This window comes from Segeticoccus rhizosphaerae (genome assembly GCF_005222685.1).
Classification (GTDB): domain Bacteria; phylum Actinomycetota; class Actinomycetes; order Actinomycetales; family Dermatophilaceae; genus Segeticoccus; species Segeticoccus rhizosphaerae.
Genome location: NZ_SWMA01000050.1, coordinates 1 through 19423 on the forward strand (window position 1 = coordinate 1; position 19423 = coordinate 19423).

At 68.2% G+C, this 19423-nt stretch carries 16 protein-coding genes; 9 read left to right on the top strand and 7 right to left on the bottom strand.

Features of this window, described 5'->3' with window-relative positions:
- Nucleotides 1-102: 102 nt before the first annotated feature.
- The 6 genes from FCN22_RS19950 to FCN22_RS19975 form a co-directional block, all read right to left on the bottom strand.
- Nucleotides 103-1539: a hypothetical protein gene (locus FCN22_RS19950; protein ID WP_137123318.1), complete on the bottom strand. Its 1437-nt coding sequence runs from the start codon at nucleotides 1537-1539 to the stop codon at nucleotides 103-105.
- Entirely contained in the window at nucleotides 1536-1874 is a 339-nt protein-coding gene (locus tag FCN22_RS19955; protein ID WP_137123319.1) for a hypothetical protein, read from the bottom strand. Before FCN22_RS19955 ends, FCN22_RS19950 begins: the two co-directional genes overlap by 4 nt.
- Nucleotides 1875-1998: 124 nt before the next feature.
- Entirely contained in the window at nucleotides 1999-3474 is a 1476-nt protein-coding gene (locus tag FCN22_RS19960) for a CHC2 zinc finger domain-containing protein (RefSeq protein WP_137123320.1), read from the bottom strand.
- Nucleotides 3471-3821, bottom strand: a complete 351-nt coding sequence (locus FCN22_RS19965; protein WP_152185165.1) for a hypothetical protein — start codon at nucleotides 3819-3821, stop codon at nucleotides 3471-3473. The genes FCN22_RS19960 and FCN22_RS19965 overlap by 4 nt, the downstream gene beginning before the upstream one ends.
- A gap of 368 nt (nucleotides 3822-4189) precedes the next feature.
- The gene (locus FCN22_RS19970) at nucleotides 4190-5584 is read right to left on the bottom strand and encodes an amidase (protein ID WP_137123322.1); all 1395 of its coding nucleotides are present in this window, start codon (nucleotides 5582-5584) and stop codon (nucleotides 4190-4192) included.
- Nucleotides 5585-5588: 4 nt separating this feature from the next.
- Complete coding sequence (locus FCN22_RS19975) at nucleotides 5589-5786, bottom strand: hypothetical protein (protein ID WP_137123323.1); 198 nt, start codon at nucleotides 5784-5786, stop codon at nucleotides 5589-5591.
- A 186-nt stretch (nucleotides 5787-5972) separates the two neighbouring features.
- On the opposite strand from FCN22_RS19975, the gene FCN22_RS19980 reads away from it, so the two are divergent.
- Entirely contained in the window at nucleotides 5973-7001 is a 1029-nt protein-coding gene (locus FCN22_RS19980) for an alpha/beta fold hydrolase (protein WP_137123324.1), read from the top strand.
- A gap of 58 nt (nucleotides 7002-7059) precedes the next feature.
- Here FCN22_RS19980 and FCN22_RS19985 read toward each other — a convergent pair whose 3' ends face one another.
- Nucleotides 7060-8094, bottom strand: a complete 1035-nt coding sequence (locus FCN22_RS19985) for an Lrp/AsnC family transcriptional regulator (RefSeq protein WP_162308266.1) — start codon at nucleotides 8092-8094, stop codon at nucleotides 7060-7062.
- 56 nt (nucleotides 8095-8150) lie between these two features.
- Between FCN22_RS19985 and FCN22_RS19990 the strand changes: the two genes are divergently transcribed.
- The 8 genes from FCN22_RS19990 to FCN22_RS20025 are packed head-to-tail and all read left to right on the top strand — an operon-like array spanning nucleotide 8151 to nucleotide 19257.
- Nucleotides 8151-10136, top strand: a complete 1986-nt coding sequence (locus tag FCN22_RS19990) for a S9 family peptidase (protein ID WP_162308267.1) — start codon at nucleotides 8151-8153, stop codon at nucleotides 10134-10136.
- Entirely contained in the window at nucleotides 10133-12037 is a 1905-nt protein-coding gene (locus tag FCN22_RS19995; protein WP_137123327.1) for an ABC transporter substrate-binding protein, read from the top strand. Before FCN22_RS19990 ends, FCN22_RS19995 begins: the two co-directional genes overlap by 4 nt.
- A gap of 48 nt (nucleotides 12038-12085) precedes the next feature.
- On the top strand, nucleotides 12086-13048 hold the full coding sequence (locus FCN22_RS20000; RefSeq protein WP_137123328.1) for an ABC transporter permease: 963 nt from the start codon (nucleotides 12086-12088) through the stop codon (nucleotides 13046-13048).
- A gap of 7 nt (nucleotides 13049-13055) precedes the next feature.
- On the top strand, nucleotides 13056-14003 hold the full coding sequence (locus FCN22_RS20005; RefSeq protein WP_137123329.1) for an ABC transporter permease: 948 nt from the start codon (nucleotides 13056-13058) through the stop codon (nucleotides 14001-14003).
- A complete protein-coding gene (locus tag FCN22_RS20010) occupies nucleotides 14000-15061 on the top strand; it encodes an ABC transporter ATP-binding protein (RefSeq protein ID WP_137123330.1) in 1062 nt (353 codons plus the stop codon). The genes FCN22_RS20005 and FCN22_RS20010 overlap by 4 nt, the downstream gene beginning before the upstream one ends.
- Nucleotides 15054-15860, top strand: a complete 807-nt coding sequence (locus tag FCN22_RS20015) for an ABC transporter ATP-binding protein (RefSeq protein ID WP_162308268.1) — start codon at nucleotides 15054-15056, stop codon at nucleotides 15858-15860. The genes FCN22_RS20010 and FCN22_RS20015 overlap by 8 nt, the downstream gene beginning before the upstream one ends.
- A 32-nt stretch (nucleotides 15861-15892) precedes the next feature.
- Nucleotides 15893-17284 (top strand): aminotransferase class III-fold pyridoxal phosphate-dependent enzyme, encoded by a 1392-nt coding sequence (locus tag FCN22_RS20020; RefSeq protein ID WP_162308269.1) that lies wholly within the window; start codon nucleotides 15893-15895, stop codon nucleotides 17282-17284.
- Nucleotides 17281-19257, top strand: coding sequence for an oxidoreductase (locus FCN22_RS20025; protein ID WP_137123333.1), 1977 nt, complete (start codon nucleotides 17281-17283; stop codon nucleotides 19255-19257). Before FCN22_RS20020 ends, FCN22_RS20025 begins: the two co-directional genes overlap by 4 nt.
- Nucleotides 19258-19423: the final 166 nt, after the last annotated feature.

The following is a 19423-nucleotide window of genomic DNA, read 5'->3' on the forward strand; positions in this document are numbered from 1 at the left end:
GTCAATCCTGGCCAAGGTACGCCGCGCACGGACCCGGCTCGACGAAGTGGTTAGCCAATAGCGAGACGGACCACTAGGCCCGGCCGCAAGGACCTCCGCCTGTTACAGCTCGGGCGTGGCCACCGGTGTGACCGGTCCCCTTGAGAGGCCGTGTCCCAGCGGTGGATCGGGCGCGGCCGCGCGTGACAAGGCAGCGTGTCCTCGCCGGGCGGCGTGAGCCGCGTCCCGGGCCGACACTCTCAGCGCGGTGATGTCACGAGAGTCGGCAGCGAGATAGTGGCCGTGTTTGACGGCGTGGAGTCGTTCGGGCGTGTGGCGTAGCGCTCGTGCGGGAGCGAAGAGGAGCTCGGAGCTCGCCAGGCGAAGGGGAAGTGGGACGGCGATCTGGATGAAGTCGCGTAGGTCGGTGGCGCCGTAGCGCAACTCGACCATCGCTTGGTTCAGGTCGATCCGCGCGGCCAGGTCGGCGCTGGCCCGTTGGTGGATGCCGTGGTGGGTCAGCTCGAACAGGGTGTCACTCATCCTCTCCGTAGCGGTCACGTAGGTGTGGGTTGGCGGTTGGAGCGTGGTGACGGTGTTCCACTGCCTGCCGAGTTGGTCGAGTTGCGCGGCGGTGGTTCGGAACTCGCGTCGGGCCAGGGCGGCCTGGCGGGTGGGGAGGTGGCCGAGGTCGGCCTGGGCGAGGGTGATCTGGTCGGCGACGGCATACAGGTGGATGCCTTGGCTGGCGATGTTGGCCAGGACCGCGGTCGACGGGATGGGCCGGGTCAGTTCGTGTCGGGCGGCGGCGGCCCAGCCGCGCAGCGCGGCCTCGAGGTGCTCGACCGGCGTGGTGGGGTTGGTGGGCGGGTGGAAGGACGCGATCTGGTTCAGGGCGCTGTCGCGGTCGCGGCTGGGGTCGAGGGCGTCGAGGGCGAATTCGGCGTAGCGGCCGATCAGCAAGGGTCGGTTGCCGTCGGCGAACGGTATCCGGGTCAGCGCGTGTCGGGCGGTGACCGCGGTGATGGCCAGGACCCGGGCGGCCAGGGCGTCGCGGTCGGCCTGGGTGGGCGCCGGTGACGACGGGCGCGGTTCGTAGGCCAGCAGGTCGGCCACGGCGCCGAGCGTCGCGGCGAGCTGGTCGAGGGGTTCGACGCTGGCCGGGTCGGCCGGTGCCAGGTCGGCGGCGTCCGGGCCGGGTCGTGCGTCGATGCGGGCCTGACCGTGATCGTCGGTGGTCGGCAGCAGGCCACGGCTGATCCGGCTGCGGACGGTCATCAGCGGGTAGCCGTAGGGGGCGGCGTACTGCGCGACGGTGTAGGTGCGTGGTTCGCGCAGCAGGGTCAGCGGCATCGGGTAGGCGTCGCGCAACCGGATCAGCAGGGCGGGCCGGCTGGTGGGCTGGGCCGGCGGCAGGTCGGTGATCAGGTCGAGCAGCCGGTAGGTGGTGGCGTCGAACCGTTGCCAAGCACGCCGGGGCAGCGGCGTGGGCTCGTGGTGCAGGGCCTCGGCGAGGGCCTCGGCGCGGGAGATCAGGTCGCCGACGGTGGTGGTGCTCATGTCCCGGGGACGGTCAGGGTGGCCAGTCGTGAGCGCAGGTCGGCCAATCGTGAATGCCACAGGAACAGGTCGGCGGGTCCCGTGTCGGGGTCGAGCGCGTCGAGCAACGACAGGGCGTAGTCGACGTGGGCGGTCACGGTGCCCACCGGCACGAACGCCTCCGTGGCGGGCGCGATGCCGGGTCGCAGGCCGTGGCCGATCAGCTGCAGCTGGGCGGCCAGACCCCGGGCGGGGGAGAAGACCTGGTCGCTGGTGTCGCCGGCCTCGAGAAGTTCGGCGGCTGCGGCCAGGTGCGCGGCTGCTTGGTCGAGGCGCGGGTCGTCGGTGATGGTCATGGCGTCCTCTCGGGCGTTGGGTCGGTCATGGTCGCCTCCTGGGATCCGGCGGTATGCCGAGCTTCGCCCGCGTCGTTGGCTGCCGGCCGGGTGCGCCGAGCCTGTGCGGCGGGGCGTGCCGGTGTCATCGGGCGAGGTCGAAGCTGTGGACGCCTGGTTCGGGCTCGAAGGGCTTGGGGGTGGGGGGAGCCGGTTGGGCATCGTGTCGTCGACGTCGGGTCTGCTCGATCGCGGAGCAGAGGGCGTGGGTGAAGGCGTCGTCGGGGTTCCAGCCGCGCATGCTCATCTCACGGGACGCCCCTGCGACCAGCTGCTGCGTTGCGCGGGTCGGCAGCCGCAAGGCCAGTGGGATCATGGCCGAGATGGCCGAGATGGCCAGGTGGATGGGTTCCTGTTCGCTGTCGAAGCAGAGCCGCACGATCTCCCGCCCGGGCAGGTGCGGCGCGACCTCCTCGGCGCCCGCGGTCAGGCAGGTGGCGCGGTCGAACGCTGCCAGCCCGGCCGCGCCCTGCGCGTGGAGCCAGTCGGCGGGGTCGAGGCCGTGGGGTAGGCGGGTGACCAGCGCGGGTCGGTGCCGGTCCAGGCAGAGCGCGCGGACCCAACGGGCGGTGCCCTCGGCGCCGGCGGTGTCGCCGTCCAGCGCGATCACCGGCGGACGCGGGTGCAGAGCGAGTACCTGCACTGCTTGGGCGCGGGAGACGGTCACGCCGCTGGTGGTGCACGGCACGAACCGCTCGCTCTGGCCGTTCACGGCGGCGTGGACGGCGAGAGCCAGGGCGTCGAGCGCGCCCTCGACGATGACCACGGTCGCGTCGGGGGACGGCTGGCGGACGGTGGGCCGGTAGAGGACGGTGGCCTTGTCGAACGCGGGGGTGCGGGTCGGGTTGCGGTACTTGGGTGCTCGCCGGTCGCCGGTCAGGTCGCGACCGATGAAGCCGCGGACCCGTCCGTTCGGGTCCCGGACCGGCAGGACGAGTCGGTCGAGCAGGGTGTCGATCACCCGACCCTGCCGAGAGGTCTGCGCGAGGTCGGCGTCGAGCAACTCCTGGTCCGTCACGCCCTGGGTGCGCAGGTGGCTGGTCAGGTCGGTCCAGGTTGCGGGCGCGTACCCGGCGACGGGTGCGCCGCCGCTCGCGCCCCGCAGATGCGTGACGTCGATGCCGCGCTCGTCACGCAGGTAGGCCCGAGCCCGCTCGACCGCCCCAACGGTGGTGAAATGGCGCCAGGCCAGCTCGTTGATCTCGATGACCCGCTCGGCCGTCGTGGTGAACCGGCGCGCGGGCGAGCTGCGCGGCACACGGGCCGGGAACGGGGGAGCGGGGGAGTCGTGTTCGAGGGCGTGGACGGCCTCGGTGAAGCCGAGGCCGCGCTGGCGGCGGACGAAGTCGATGACATCGCCGCCGGCGCCACAACCGAAGCAGTGGAACCGGCCCGGCACGCCGCCCACCGACATCGAGGCGGTCGAGTCGTCGTGGAACGGGCAACAGGCCATGTAGCCGCGGCCGCGAGGGATCAGCTCGACCCCAGAGGCGGCCACCACGCCCTCGATCGGATGCGCCGCCCGGATCTGCTCAACGTCAACCCGGCCGGTGAGGCTCATAGCTGCGGCTCCCAGGAGGCTCCATCCACCGGGACCGGACGGGGTCGCTGCCGGTGCCGGGCCAGGACAGCCAAGCGTTCGACGGTGTTCGCGCGAGGGTCTCTGAGCGCGGACAGGTAGGCATCGAGGGCGCGGTCGCGACCGACGTTGGTGGCCAGGACCGTGTACTCATCCCAGAGCGGGTCAAAGGCGCACAGCGTCCCCGTGGTGGCGTGCGGGTCTTGGCGCCAGAAGATGGACTGGTCGACCCGCGGACCCCACGTGTCGCCCAGGAGCAGGTCCGACCCATCCGAGTCTGGGTGCTGCCTGGCGAATGCGAGTGGCCCGATCCACTCGGGCTGAGGCATCTCGTCTGCGAATGTCGGATGACCCATGGTCCACCTCCGGTCGGTTCTGACCGGACTACGGAAGTCAGGGGGCACCATCCGCGCAGACCGATGCTTAGCTGCTCATGCGGTCTTCGTGCGGCCTCGGAGTTCCACATCGGGAATCAGGTGCCGCCCACGTCCGATCGCGATGAACTCACGATCATCCATCGGCGGATCCGGCTCATGCGGGAAGGCCTGTGCGATCGTTCTCAGCATCAGTCCGGTTGGCCGAGGTGCCCACCTCTCAGTCCGAAGCGTTGCGGTGCGGTGTCGCTGAGCCTGAGAACACGTCACCAGCGACTTCATCGGCTCGCAGAAATCTGAGATGCACCATGGGCCCTCCGACCTCAGGTGACGCGCGCTATCTGACCGACTGTGTCGGAGGCGGTCTGGTACGCCTGACCGGCCCGCAGCACGGTTTGCTCGTCGAAGGGGCGGCCCGTGATCTGTATGCCCAACGGCATACCATCCGCGTCGGAGCCCACCGGTATGGCGAGGGTGGGCAGTCCGGTCAGGTCCGTCGGTGACGTCAGCCGGACGAGCATCGTGGTGACGTCCTCGGTCGTCCCGTCCGGCCACTGGTGGGTCTCGGCGCCGGCCAGGGGAGCGGCGACCGGCATCCCGGGGGTCACGAGGATGTCGATGTCCTGGAACATCGTCTCCCATGCGTGTTGCATGAGCGTGCGGACGCGTAGTGCCTTGATGTAGTCGGTGGCCAGGATGAGCTCGCCGGCCTCGAGCAGACCGCGGACGTCGGGCTGGTACAGCTCTGCCGAGGAGCGCAGGGTGCGTTGGTGGTAGGCGCTGGCCTCCGGCAGCATGATCGCCCATTCGGCGCTGAGGATCTGGTCGGCATAAGGGATGGTGACCTCGCGCAACCGGGCACCGGCGCCCTCCAGGACCGCGAGGGCGGCGCGCACGGCACGGTCCACCTCGGGGGAGACCTGGTCGAAGTAGAAGTTGCTCGGGACGCCCACCCGTAGCCGGTCGATGCCGTGGTCGAGGGTCGCCAGGTAGTCCGGCACTGGGACGTCGAGACTGGCGGGGTCGGCGCGGTCGTGGCCGGCGGTCGCAGCCAGTACCAGCGCTGCGTCGGAGACGTCGCGGGTCAGCGGCCCGGCGTGGTCCAGCGACCAGGACAGGGGCGTGATCCCGCGTCGTGACACCCGTCCGTAGGTCGGCTTGAGTCCGACCGTGCCGCACAGTGCCGAGGGGATGCGAATGGATCCCGCGGTGTCGGTGCCCATCGCGACCGTGCAGACGCCTGCGGCGACGGCGGCACCGGAGCCGCCGCTGGAGCCGCCGGGGATGCGGTCGGTGTTCCACGGGTTTCGGGTCGTCGGGGTGATCGCGCCGTAGGCGAACTCATGGGTGTGGGTGTTGCCGAGCAACACCATGCCCGCGCGGCGCAGCCGCTCCACGACCGCGCTGTCAGCGGTCGGGACCCTTCCGGCTCGCACTCGTGAGCTGGAAGTGCAGGGCACGCCTTCGACGTCGTACAGGTCCTTGATGCCCACTGGTATTCCGTGCAGCGGACCGCGGTAGTCGCCACCGGCGATGTCGCGCTCGGCGGCGGTGGCCGCGGCGCGCGCTCGGTCGGCGGTGACGGTGGCGAACGCCGAGATGCTCGGCTCCACCGCGTCCAACCGGGCCAGACAGGAGTCCACGAGCTCGACGGGCGAGAGCTGCCTGGACCGGATCTGCTCGGCAGCCTCGGTCAGGCTCAGCTCGTAGGGCTGCACGTGTTCACTCCCACCGGGGGTCGAAGGCGGTCGCCGGGGGTGTCTCGGCCAGATCCACGACATCCATCGCGTCGATCAGGCCGTAGACGGCCTCCATGAGTGCCCCGAGATTTGCGCGTCGGTCTGGCTCGAGCTCCAGCCGGGCTGTGCGGCAAGCGTGTTCGAGCGTCCTGTCATCGAACGTGCGCGGCGTCTGCGGCATGTCTCAAGACTATGCCAGACACGCTGCCGCGAATCTGCCGATCGGCGGAACGGACAGCAGCTGCTCGAGCGTCGTGACGGGCCTTGACGCCACCAGGGAGCCGCACGATGCTCATACTCAACCCCGCGGCCCCGTGCTCGAGCAGCCCCGTTCCCTGCGCGTGGTCAGCGACCGGAAGGATCAATAATGAGTGGCGATTACGATACCTACGAGCTCGGGAGCTTTGAGCTGCAGTCCGGCATGACCCTTGGGTCGGCGAAGTTGGCATACAAGACTTTCGGTCAGCTCAACGCAGAGAAGAGTAATGCGATCGTCTACCCGACCTGGTTCTCGGGGTTCATCGAGGACAACTTCTGGCTGGTCGGTGAAGGCATGGGGCTGGATCCGACCAAGTACTTCATCATCATCCCGGCCCTGTTCGGGAACGGCGAATCATCATCCCCGAGCAATACGCCGAAGCCACGCAACGGCCCGCGGTTTCCGAATTGCACGTTTTACGACAACGTCAGGGCCCAGCACCAATTGGTCACCGAGCACCTCGGCATCGAGCACCTGCGGCTGGTTCTCGGCTGGTCCATGGGCGCCGGGCAGACGTACCAGTGGGGAGTGCAGTACCCCGACATGATGGACGGACTGATCCCCTTCTGCGGGTCGTCCAAGACGTCTCCGAACAACGTGGTCTTCCTGAACTCCCTGGAGGCGGCGCTCACGGCGGACGCTGCGTGGAACAACGGATGGTACGAGCGGCAGCCTGACGTCGGGCTCCGCGCCTTTGCTCGGGTGTACTCGGGTTGGGGCCTGTCGGCACAGTTCTACTGGGACGAGCAGTGGCGCCAACTGGGGTTCGCGACTCTGGATGACTTCCTGGTGGGCTTCTGGGAAGGCCACTTCCTCGGCCGCGACGCCAACAACCTGCTGGCGATGGCGTGGACCTGGAAGCACGGTGATGTCGGCAAGACCACGGGGTTCAACGGGGACACCAAGAAGGCGCTTGGCGCCATCAAGGCGCGACTGATCCAGATGCCGGCCCACGAGGACCGGTACTTCGCTCCGGAAGAGGACCAGCGGGCTGGTGAGTTCATCAAGGGGAGCGAGTTCCGGGAAATCCCGGGGGTCTGGGGCCACTTCGCCGGTATCGGCGCGAATTCTCCCGACACCGAGTTTATCGATCAGGCAGTCAAGGAGATTTTGGGCGATCAGGCGCTCGCGGAATAGTCGGCGGGGCCAACTGGCAGAGCGGCATACCGGCTGCAAGGACCAACTCGGGCTGTGGTCAGCTGGTCCGCAGGTAACCGCGCTTGTAGGTTCGTGTCACCAGCGTGGGTTCGCTGTCGAGGACGGCGGGCTGGGCTGCGATGACGTCGGCGATGAAGCTGTGCAACTGGTCGAGGTCAGGCAGCGCCAAGATCAGCTCGAGCCCGTAGCTTCCGGTGACGACCCCGCAGTAGGTGACTTCGCTGCGGCGGGCGAGCTGTGCGGCGGTCTTGGCGATCGAGTCTGGTCGAACCCGCAACCACACGTCGGCCTCGATCCGCAGTCCGAGCAGCTCCGGCTCGACGGAGGCCCGTAGCGACACGGCGCCGGAAGTCAGCATTCGGTCCAGGCGACGCCGGACTGTCGTGGCGGTGACTCCGAGTTGGCCGGCGAGATCCACGTAGCTGCACCGAGCATTGCCGCGTAGCGCTTCGAGCAATTCCAGGTCGTCTGACGACAGCTGCAGCCGCCCTCCGTCCTGGCTGCGTGCCCGAGGACGCCGCAAGAGCCGCGTCTGCGCGCTGGTCAGCACCGGCAGCTGCCATGCGGAGGTGGGCTTCACGTGATGCAGCACCGCGTAGGTGCGGGTGTGGCGCAGTCCGGTGATCGCTGGCAGGTCGGTGTTCAGGACCCGGTGCAGCGTCGGCTTGTCGGCAGCGACGAGTTCACAGCAGATGTCGGCGTCGCCGGTCACGGCCATCACAGCCCGAGTGTCGGGGCGGGCGGAGAGCGCGTCTGCGACCGCGTCGGTGGACCCGGGCCGCACGGAGATACGCAGAGAGACCGGCTGGCCCAAGCCGGTCTTCAATTCGTCGACGAAGGCGGTCAGGCGGACTGCACCGGTGTCCAAAAGCCGTTGGGCGCGGCGGGCGACGGTGCGTTCCTGCTCACGCAGCGCCGACGCGATCGCGGGAAAGCTGGCGCGGGCATTGACTTGGAGGGCTGCGATGATCTGCCGGTCCAAGGCGTACAGCGTGTCGGAAATCTGCACTTGACGAAAACTACGCGTCGGAATCAGTATTATCAACACGCGTTCTTGTCTGGAATGGCGCATCCAACGGGATGGGACAGGATGGACAACGGTCATCGACGAAGGCGTGGAGGCGTCGCGTGGCACTGGCAGCGAGTTCGATCACAGGGGGCCTGTTCACGCCTCCCTGCCTGGTGGAGCAAGAAGTCCCCGGACAGCTCGTCATCGCAGGCGACCTGATCGTCTACACCCTGCGTCGGGTGGTCTGCGGGACGGAGCGCACTGAGTTGTGGGCCCTCCCCTACGACGGCGGGCCGGCTCGCCCCCTGACATCTGGTGCTCACCATGACCACGAGCCGACTGTCAGTCCGTCCGGAGCCCGGCTGGCGTTCCTACGCACGGATGAATCCGGGTACGCACAGGCTTACGTGCTGGATCTACCGGAGCCTGACGGGCTGCCGAGAAGGCTCACCGACTTCGGGCGTGGCGCCCATGGCTTGGCCTGGAGCGCTGATGAGTCGGCACTGATCGTGTTGGCCGAGGACACCGACTCTGCGTCCGTCTATCGGGCCCCGGGAATCAGCGTCGAGGACCGGGCCACCGCGCTGCGGTTGACCACGATCGATTGGAGGAGCGACGGCGACGGCCATCATGGCCTGCGTCTGCACCCTCGGCACCTGCATCGTGTCCCGCTGGACGGCGGACCCACGCGCAGGCTCACGCACGGGACATGGTCGGCCGCCCGCCCCAGGGTTGACGACCTGGATCGCGTCCATTTTCTGGCCGACACCCACGTCGACGCGGACCTGCACCCCTCCCCACAGGTCCACCGCCTCGACTCCGACACTGACGGCGGTCCGGCAACCCGCCAGCTCACGAGCCTTCCCAGCGGGGTGGAGCGGTATCACGTGCAGGGTCGACGGCTGCGAGTGCTGGGGCACCCGTCTGCCCACAGGCCGGACGACGAGCCCGCGCGCTGGTACGAGGTCGCCGACGATGGAAAGCTCACCCCGCTCGGCGGCGAGGACCAGCTCCCGCGCTGGACCGGCCTGCTCGGTGACGAGACTGACTTGCACGAGTGGCAACTCGAACTCGACGACGCGTTCGACATCACCACCTCGAGCTGGCGCGGCTCGACGATGCCGTCGCGGACGCAGACCGGCACGCCGCTGTATCCCGGGCAGGGAGTGTGTGGGGCCGTCGCGCAGGACGGAACCCGGCAGGTGGCGATCCTCAGCCTGGGCACCGGAGCCCAAGCCCCGGACGTCTACGCGCTCGAGGGCGACGTGCGCCGGATCACCCGCCACGGTGCGTGGCTGGACGAATACCACCGCCCACAGTGGGAGAGACGTGAATTCGCCGGGCCGGCAGGCCCGATCACCGTCCACCTACTGCACCCGGTCGACAAAGTCCCCATGAAGGGCACGGTGCTGGCGCTGCACGGCGGTCCCACCGGGCAATGGGGCGTGGTCCCGCCGGTCGAGGCGCTGCTGCTGGCCTCGGCCGGCTACCGGGTTGCCATGCCCAACATCCGCGGGTCCATCGATCGGGGACCGGCCTGGGTTGCCCCCCTGCGCGGGGCCTGGGGGCGCGTGGACGCCACCGATGCGCTCGCGGTGTGCGACGGGCTGGTCGCTGCCGGACTGGCCGAGGCGGGCCGGCTCGGGGTGATCGGCCTGTCCTACGGCGGCTTCCTGACCCAGTGGCTGATCGGGATCACGGACCGGTTCGCCGCCGCAGTGAGCGAGAACGGCGTCACCAACCAGGTGTCCGCCTGGGCAGGGTGCGACACCGGGCCCGCCTTCTGCCGATCCTCGGGCCTGGGTGACCCGCTCTCGGCCGCCGGTGTCGAGCGGCTCTGGGCCGCCTCTCCGTTGCGCAATGTCGCGGCCATTCACACCCCCTTGTTGATGCTGCAGGGCGCGGACGACCGCACCTGCCCAGCATCGGACAACGAGCAGCTGTTTGTCGCGTTGCGGACACTGCGCCGTCCAGTCGAGTACGTCATCTATCCCGAGGAGAGTCATCTCATGCAGGCAACCGGACGCATCGACCGCCGGATCGACCGCCACCAGCGGGTACTGGACTGGTTCGACAGCCACCTCGGCCAAGGAGCACAACGATGACCCGCCACAGCATCCGGGCTTTGGTGGCCGCGGGCGCCGCCGCCGCGATGGCGACCCTGAGCATGATCGTCCCGGCACAACTGGCAACGGCTGCCACGCAGACGGACTACCGCATCGGCGGCGCGCAGCCCGTCGACAGTGTCAACCCGTTCAACGAGCAGAACGACATCGCCTACGACGTCACGTCGCTCACCTACGACATGCTGCTTAACTACAAGACCTCCGACCTGCAGCCCGACTTCGCCCACTCGCTGGCGAAGTCGTACAAGGTCTCGCCGGATGGAAAGACGTGGACGTTCAAGCTGCACAGTGGCATCCAGTGGTCGGACGGAGTCCCGTTCACCGCGGCTGACGTGGTCTGGACCTACCGGTCCGTGCACCAGAACAAAACCAACGTCATGAACGCCTACCTCGTGCACATGAAGAGCATCGACGCTCCCGACCCCACGACCGTGAGGCTGCAACTATCGTCCCCAGACGTACGGATCTCCAGCATCTTCGTGCCGATCCTGCCCAAGCACGTCTTTGACAAGTATCCAGTCAAGAAGCTCGACAAGATCCAGCTGCCGCTGCCGTCGGTGACCACCGCGCCGTTCCAGATCACCTCCTTCGACAAGCGCGGCACTACGGTGCTGACGGCCAATCCGCACTTCCGCGGCCAGAAGCCCGCGATGAAGCGAATCCTGGTCACCTTCTACGGCAACGAGGACAGCGAACTTCGCGACCTGCAGGGCGGCAACCTCGACATGATCGTCGGTGGTAACACCAGGTGGACCACGCTGCTCAAGAAGTCCAAAGACATTCGGCAATGGAGCGGGGTGGCCCCCGGCTTCTCCGAGATCGCGTTCAACTCGTGCCCACCGCGCGGGGCGGGCGGGTGCAGCGGCCCTGGCAAGGACGTGAACACCAAGGTGGTGCAGGACCACGCCATCCGGGAGGCGCTGGCCTACGGCATCGACCGGAAGAACCTGGCCCAAACCGTGTATGCCGGTCAGAACCTGCCTGCCCACGGCATCATCTCGCCGTACTACAAGGAGTACTACAAGGACTGGAGCAACGACCCCACCATCGGCTACCAGTTCAGCCAAGCCAAGGCCAAGCAGGTCCTCACCGAGGGCGGGTGGGACTGCTCGAGCAGGCCGTGCACGAAGAGCGGCGCCAAGGCCGAGTTCACGCTGTACGTGCGCACCGACGACCAGCCCGGCCAGAACGCGATGCGCCGCGTCGTCGCCTGGGCCGACCAGATCGGCATCAAGATCAACTTGTCCATCGTCAGCGAAGACGCGCTGAACAACAAGATCTACGCACCGGGGGCGCGCGGCAAGTACGCGCCGGACTTCGACGCGTTCTACTGGGCGTGGATCGGAGACCCGACTCCGGACTTCGACTTCTCGGTGCTCAACTGCGGCAGCGTGTGGAGCGACTCGTACTACTGCAACCCGGATTACGACAAGCTCACTGGGAAGGCACTTCGAGAGCGAAACTTTCCCAAGCGCGTCTCGCTGCTGCACCAAGCGGAGCAGATCGCCATGAAAGATCTGCCGTACATCCCCCTCATCTACGCCAACAGCTACAACTTGACCCGGACCGACACCTGGCACAACTACCAGCCGTCACCATCCGGGCCGACCGGCTCGCCGATCAGCACCAACTGGTTGCAGATGACGCAGCTGCAGCCCGGTCCCGAGCCAGCAGCCGCTTCCACACCTGGCGCGACCGTTGCGTCCCAGGGCACGTCCGGCTCGCAGGCACCCTCGAGCTCGGGCGGCGTCCCGACGTGGCTCATCGTGCTGATCGTGGTCGTGGTGGTCGGCGGCCTCGGGGTAGGTGTCGGACTCCGGGCCGGCAAGAAGCGGGGCGCCGGGGGCGAGGAGGACGCCGATGACGCACCGTTCATGTAGACGCCCGACCAAGCCGGTCCGGCCGGGTCCCGTCCCGATCGGATCGTCTTGAGACTGCGATCGATCCTGCTGCGTATCGGCTCGGCCGTCGTCACGCTGGTCTTCGTGCTCGTCTTCAACTTCTTCCTGTTCCGAGCGGTTGGCGACCCCAAGACCGACCTGGCCCGCAACCCGCACCTGACCCTTGCCGGGCAGCAGGCCGTCATCCACGAGCGCGGCCTGGACCGCAGCCTGTGGGTGCAGTTCGAGAGGTATGTCACCCAGACCCTGCGTGGTGACCTGGGCAGTTCCTTTGCCAACGGGGAGCCGGTCAGCCACGTACTGATGCAGGCGTTGCCGAACACTCTGATCCTGATCGGGATCGGTACGGTGTTGGCGTCGGTCATCGGGCCGTGGATGGGCATGGTGGCCGGGTGGAATCGCGGCCGAAAGCGCGACACATTCCTGACTCAAGGATCGGTGGTCTTGTACTCGATGCCCGAGTTCTGGATGGGCATGTTGTTGATCTCGCTGTTCGCGGTGGCCTGGCCCATCCTGCCCACCGGGTTGCACGTGACACCCGGCTCGACGGTGACCGGGGTGGGCCATCTGGTCGACGTCGCCCGTCACGCGGTGCTGCCGATCACCACGGTGACGTTGAGCCTTCTGGCGCAGTACACGGTCAACATGCGCTCGTCGGTCATCGATGTGTTGCACGAGGACTACATCCTCACCGCGCGGGCCATCGGTCTCTCACCGTTGCAGGTCCGCCGGCGCCACGTCGTGCCGAACGCGCTGCTTCCGGTCGTCACGGTCATCGGTCTGCAGTTCGGCCTGGTGCTCGGCGGCGTGATCACCATCGAGGCGGTGTTCTCCTGGCCCGGCCTGGGGCAGCTCACTTTGACCGCCATCGACAACAAGGACTACCCGGTGCTGCAGGGACTCTTCCTGCTGACCTCGGCCATGGTGATCCTGTTCAACCTGCTGACTGACCTGCTCTACAGCAGGCTCGACCCCAGAATCAGGGACTGAGGGACCAATGCAGCCGAGCGATGCACACCTTGAGGCGGCGCACGTGATCGTGGCGACCGACCGTGCCGGCCGCGCGCGTAAGCTCGGTCGTGCCTTGCATCCCGTCCTACGGACCCGCCAGGGGCAGATCGGTGTGGTTGTGCTCACGATGCTCATCGTCGTGGCAGTATTCGGGACCTGGATAGCTCCGCAGGATCCGAATGCACCCACCTCCTTCAGTTCGCAGATCCTGACCGGCCCGAGCTCCTCGCACTGGCTGGGGACCGACGAGAACGGTCGAGACGTCCTGTCCGAGCTAATCCTGAGCACCCAAACCTCCATGCTCGTCGGCTTCGTCGCCGCCATGGTGTCTTCGGTCATCGGCACCGCGATCGGCATCATCGCGGGCTTCTCCGGCGGTTGGGTGGACCGCGGGCTGACCCTTCTCGACGACTGGTTCCTCGTACTGCCGCTCGTGCCGATCACCGTGCTGGCGGCCAGTCTGCTCGGTCAACGGGCCAACGGGTTACCACTCGGGCAGACCATGGTGCTCATCATCGTCATCGGTGCCTTCGGATGGGCCGGCACGTCCCGCATCGTTCGCTCTGAGGTCATGTCGCTCAAGCGGCGAGAGTTCGTTGAGCGGTCCCGCGCGCTTGGAGCGTCCAACTGGCGCATCATGTCCCACGACATCCTGCCGAACGTGATGCCGCTGGTGCTTGCCAACGCGGTCATCTACGTCTCGTTGGCGATCCTGACCGAGTCGACCCTGTCCTTCCTCGGACTGGGCGACCCGAACAGGTTTTCGTGGGGACAGATGCTCGAGCACGCCCAGGGGGCCGGCGCGATGGCGGCCGGCAACTGGGCGTACTACCTGCCGCCGGGGATCTGCATCACCGTGGCGGTGCTCGGATTCTCCTTCGTTGGGCACAGCATCGAGCCAATGTTCGACCCTCGCCTACGGGAGCGACGATGAGCACCCCCAATGACCGCTGTCCAGAGCCGCTGCTCTCGGTCGAAGGCCTCACCGTGGTGCGGCGCGACAATCCACAGGTCCGCATCGTCGACGACGTCAGCTTCACCATCGGCAAGGGCGAGACCGTCGGGCTCGCCGGCGAGTCCGGCTGCGGCAAGACGACCACCGCCTTGGCCGTGTTGGGACTCCTGCCGAGCGGGCTGCGCCGATCTTCCGGTGAACTCACCCTGCACGGACCATCTGGCGACCGCCCGCTGCACCGCCTGCGGGCAGCGCAGTGGCGGCAGGTGCGGTGGGCATCCATCTCGATGATCTTCCAAGGCGCGATGAACGCGCTCGACCCCGTCAAGAGCGTCGGCCAACAGATCGCCGAGGCGATCCGCCTCCACGAACCGATGGCAGGCCGCTCCCAAGTGGCGCGCCGGGTGACAGATCTCCTCGACCAAGTGGGGGTCCCATCCGGGCGCGCCGGACACTTCCCGCACGAATTCTCCGGTGGACAGAAGCAGCGCGTCATGATCGCGCTGGCCCTCGCCTGCCGACCCGCGCTCGTCATCGGCGACGAACCCACGACCGCGCTGGACGTGATCACCCAGGCCCAGATCCTCGAGCTGCTCGGCCAGCTGCGACGCGACCTCGGGCTCTCGATGCTGCTGATCACGCACGACCTGTCCGTCCTCGCCGACACGTGCGACCGTGTCGCCGTCATGTACGCCGGACAGATCGTGGAGACCGGCCCGGTCGCACAGGTCTACCGCCAGCCGCAGCACCCCTACACCGCGCGGCTGCTGGATCTGTTCGGCGCCGACGACACCCCGGGCACGCTGCCAACGCCCATCCCGGGCGCCCAGCCAGCACCCGACCGCCGCCCGTCCGGGTGCCGGTTCCATGATCGGTGCGAGTACGCCACCGAACGGTGTGCCGCCGAACCACCAGAGCTGCTCACCGCCGGAACCGACCAGCAAGCCCGCTGCCACTTCGCGCCATGGCCGGGCAGCGGACCCGGCCGCCTGGCGCCCAGCGACGATCGGCAGGGGAGCAGGAGCAGCCATGACTGACGACGCCCTGTTCGAGATCGACGAGCTGACCGTGCGCTACCGGATGCGACGGCGACAAGCCCGAGCCGGCCGCTACCTGAAGGCTCTCGATCGTGTCAGCCTGAGGTGGAACCAAGGGGAAACACTGGCGCTCGTCGGCGAGTCCGGGAGCGGCAAGTCCACACTCGGCCGGGCACTGCTCGGGCTCATACAGCCGGCAAGCGGCTCGGTCCGCTACCGGGGACAGGAGCTGCGTTCGGTCGACCGCACCTCCTTCCGGCGGGAGGTCCAGATCATCTTCCAAGACCCCTACCAGTCCCTGAACCCGCGCAGCCCGGTGAGCCGACAGGTGTCAGCCGGGCTGGACATCCACCGCGTCGGCCGGCCCGGACCGCAACGTGTCGCCATCGGCCTGGCCGCTCTCGACGCGGCCGGACTGCGGCCGCCGGAGACCTACTGGCACCGCTACCCACACCAGCTCTCCGGGGGTGAACGGCAGCGGGTCGTCATCGCCGGGGCGATGGCCCTGGCTCCGTCCGTGCTGATCTGCGACGAGCCGGTGTCGGCACTGGACATCTCGGTGCGGGCGCAGGTGCTGCAGGTGCTCGCAGGTCTGCGCCGCGACCGCGGCCTGAGCCTGCTGTTCATCACCCACGACGTCAGCCTGGCCCGACAGATGGCAGACCGGGTCGCGGTGCTGTACCAAGGTCATCTGGTCGAGCAGGGACCCACCGAGCAGATCCTGCAAGACCCGCAGCACGACTACACCAAGGAGCTCCTCGCGGCGGTCCCCGGCGCGCGCCTGCGGAGCACACCATGACCGACCCTTCACCAGAGAGCCGAGGCCCTCGCATGGCACAGTCCCTCCACCATCCCTCCCCGGATCCCGCCCTCGCGGGCTGGCCACGCGTGCTGACCGACCTGCCGGGCCCACGCAGTCGCGAGCTGCTGGCTCGAAGAGACGCAGTGTCGCAGGGGCCGCTTCGCGACAGTGCGAACATCCCGCTCGTCCTCGGCAGCAAGTCGGGCCACCTGCTCACGGACGTGGACGGCAACGTCTTCGCCGACCACGTCTCCGCCTGGGGCGCGGCACCCTATGGTGCGCAGCCCCCGCTCGTGAGAGACGCCGTGACCAGCGCTTGGGATCGCTACGGGATGGAGATCTCCCAGTACATCTCCAGCGCGCCGGTCATCGAGCTGGCCGAGCGGCTCGTCGCGCTCGCTCCGGCCGGGATCACCCGGGTGGCACCCACCGTCACCGGCACCGAGGCGGTCGAGGGCGCCGTCAAGCTCGCTCGAGAGGCCACCGGCAGGCCGATCATCTTGGGCTTCCTCGGCCAGTACCACGGCGAGTCAACGTATCTCACCGCGACCTCCTCCACCGACCTGCCGGACAACACCAGCGGCTACGCGCAATACGTCCCGGGCGTGATCTTGGTTCCCTACCCCCAGTCGTTCCGAGCCCCCTTCCACCGCGGCCCCGGCCCCTACGACGACACGATGGTGCTGGACTACCTGCGAGAGTGGGTCCTGCGCTATCAGGTGGAACCGGATCAGATCGCCGGGGTTCTCATCGAGCCGGTCGCCGGTGAAGCCGGCATCCTTGCCCCCTCTCAGGCCTTCTGGGACGGACTGGTCGCCATGTGCGATGAGTTCGGCTGGATGCTCATCCTGGACGAGGTGCAGACCTGCATGGGGCGCTGCGGCACCGTCTTCGCGGCCGAGCGATGGGGACTCGAACCCGACCTGCTCCTGGTCGGCAAGGGAGTCACCGGAGGCGGCCAGGCCGTCGCCGGAGTCCTGGGCACCGAACGAGTGATGGCCGACTCGCACGCCCACCTGGGCGGCACCTACGCGTGGGAACCGGCCGCATGTGCCGGGGCACTGGCCGGCCTCGATCTGCTCGCGGACGACACAGTCCTGGCCAACGTCCATGAACTCGAGGCCATCGCGCTCGAAGAGCTGCTGCCGCTGGTCGACGAGATTCCCCTGGTCGGTGACGTGCGAGCGGTCGGTGCGTGGACCTGCGTCGAGATGGTCGCCGCGCCGGGGGCGGTGACGCCGGCGCCAGACCTGCAGCATGCACTGCACCTGGCCGCGCTGCGCCGAGGCGTCCTGGCCATCAGCGAGCCCAGCAAACCGCTGTACCGGATGCAGCCGGCGCTCACCATGGAACCCGAACTCTTCCGCTGGTCCTGCCGACAAGTCGCCGACGCCGCCCGCGAAGTCGTGGCGGCACCATGAACGAGCTCGATGCCCGAACCGGGTTTCCGCACCTGTTCAGCCCATTGCGGATCGGGCCTCACACGCTGAAGAACCGGATCTTCTCCTCCGGCCACGACACCGTGATGGCGCAGGACGGCGCGGTCACCGACCGCCTGATCGCCTATCACGAGGCACGGGCCGCGGGCGGGGTCGGGCTCATCGTCCTGCAGGTCGTCGGGGTTCACGAGTCGGCGCGCTACACCTCGCACGTGCTGATGGCGACCGACGATACCGCGGTGCCGGGGTTCCGTCGGCTGGCCGAGACCGTGCACGGCCACGGCACGGTGCTGTTCGCCCAGCTGTTCCACCCGGGCCGAGAGATCATGGAGTCACAGGACGGTTCGGCGCCAGTCGCCCTGGCGCCGTCCGCGGTGCCCAATGAGCGGTTTCACGTCATGCCGAGGGCCATGCCGGTCGAGCTCATCCGCGAGGTCCAGGACGGCTACGCGGCTACCGCCCGACGGCTCCAGGCCGCGGGTCTGGACGGCGTGGAGGTCGTCGCGAGCCATGGCTACCTGCCAGCCCAGTTCCTCAACCCTCACACCAACCGCCGCACCGACGAGTACGGCGGTGACCAAGAGGCTCGGCTGCGGTTCCTGCGCGAGGTCGTGGACGGCATACGCGAAGCAGTGGGGCCCGACTTCGCCATCGGCATCAGGATCTCCGGCGACGAGAAGAGCGAGGACGGGTTCACCTCGGACGAAGTCGTCCGAGCCTTCGCGGCGCTGGCGGAGTCGAACCGACTCGACTACATCAGTGTCTGCGCCGGATCGTCCGCCACCATAGCCGGATCCGACCACATCGCGCCATCGATGGCCTGGGCCAACGCCTACACCGCTCCGCTGGCGGCCAAGGTGAAAGAGGCGGTCGACGTCCCGGTGCTCGTCGCCGGGCGGATCAACCAGCCGCAGGAGGCCGAGCTGATCGTGGCGGGTGGTTCCGCCGACGCCTGCGCCATGACCCGCGCGCTGATCTGCGACCCCGAACTGCCCGAGAAGTCGGAATCGGGGCGATCCGAGGAGATCCGGGCCTGCATCGGCTGCAACCAGGCGTGCATCGGCCACTTCCACGCCGGCTATCCGATCTCCTGCATCCAGCATCCGGAGACTGGTCGCGAGCTGACCTACGGCATCCGGAGCCGCTCCGCACACCCTCGGAGCGTCATGGTTGTCGGCGGCGGCCCGGGTGGTCTCAAGGCCGCTGCCGTCGCTGCGGAGCGGGGACATGAGGTCACGCTGTATGACGCGAACCGTCGCCTCGGCGGGCAGGTGCTGCTGGCCGAGCAGTTGCCTGGGCGTGCCGAGTTCGGGGGAGCGGCCACGAACCTGATCGGTGAGGCCGAACGGGCGGGCGTCCGGATGCTCACCAACACCCACGTCACCCTCGACACGGTGGAACAGCACGCGCCCGACGCAGTGATTGTCGCCACCGGAGCGCGCCCCCGAACGGTCTCCCTCGAGCTGACCGACGCGATGCCGGTGGTCGACGCCTGGCAGCTGCTGCAGGGCGCCGAGCTTCCGCCGGGGCGGGTGGTGGTGACCGACTGGCGCTCGGACTGGATCGGCCTGGGTATCGCGCTGCGCCTGGCCCGAGCCGGCCACCCGGTCACCTTGGCCGTCAACGCTTACCAGCCTGGTCAGCTCCTGCAGCAATACGTCCGCGACGACATGGTCGCCGCAGCCTACCGGGCCAAAGTGGAGATCGTGCCGTTGGTGCGGCCCTACGGCGCGGACGAAGACAGCGTCTACCTGCAGCACCTCCTCACCGGCGACCCCGTCATCATCGACGACGTGACCTCGCTGGTCCTCGCCCAAGGCCACGAACCCGTCGACGACCTGCTGTCAGATCTGCCCCGGTACGCCGGTGAGATCCACGCAATCGGTGACTGCCTCGCCCCGCGAACCGTGGAGGAAGCAGTGCTCGAGGGGCTACAGGTCGCCAGCACCCTCTGACCCGGCCTTCGAGTCCTCGTAGGCTCGCTGGTCAGTGCCGCCGGAAGCGGACTCCGACTCACCTCCAGCACCTCGGCGTGCCTCGAACCTGTCGACGGCGCTCGAAGATTGGACAGTTTCGGCGGTGAAAAGTGAACACTCGACCATTGGAGTGTGATCACTTTGG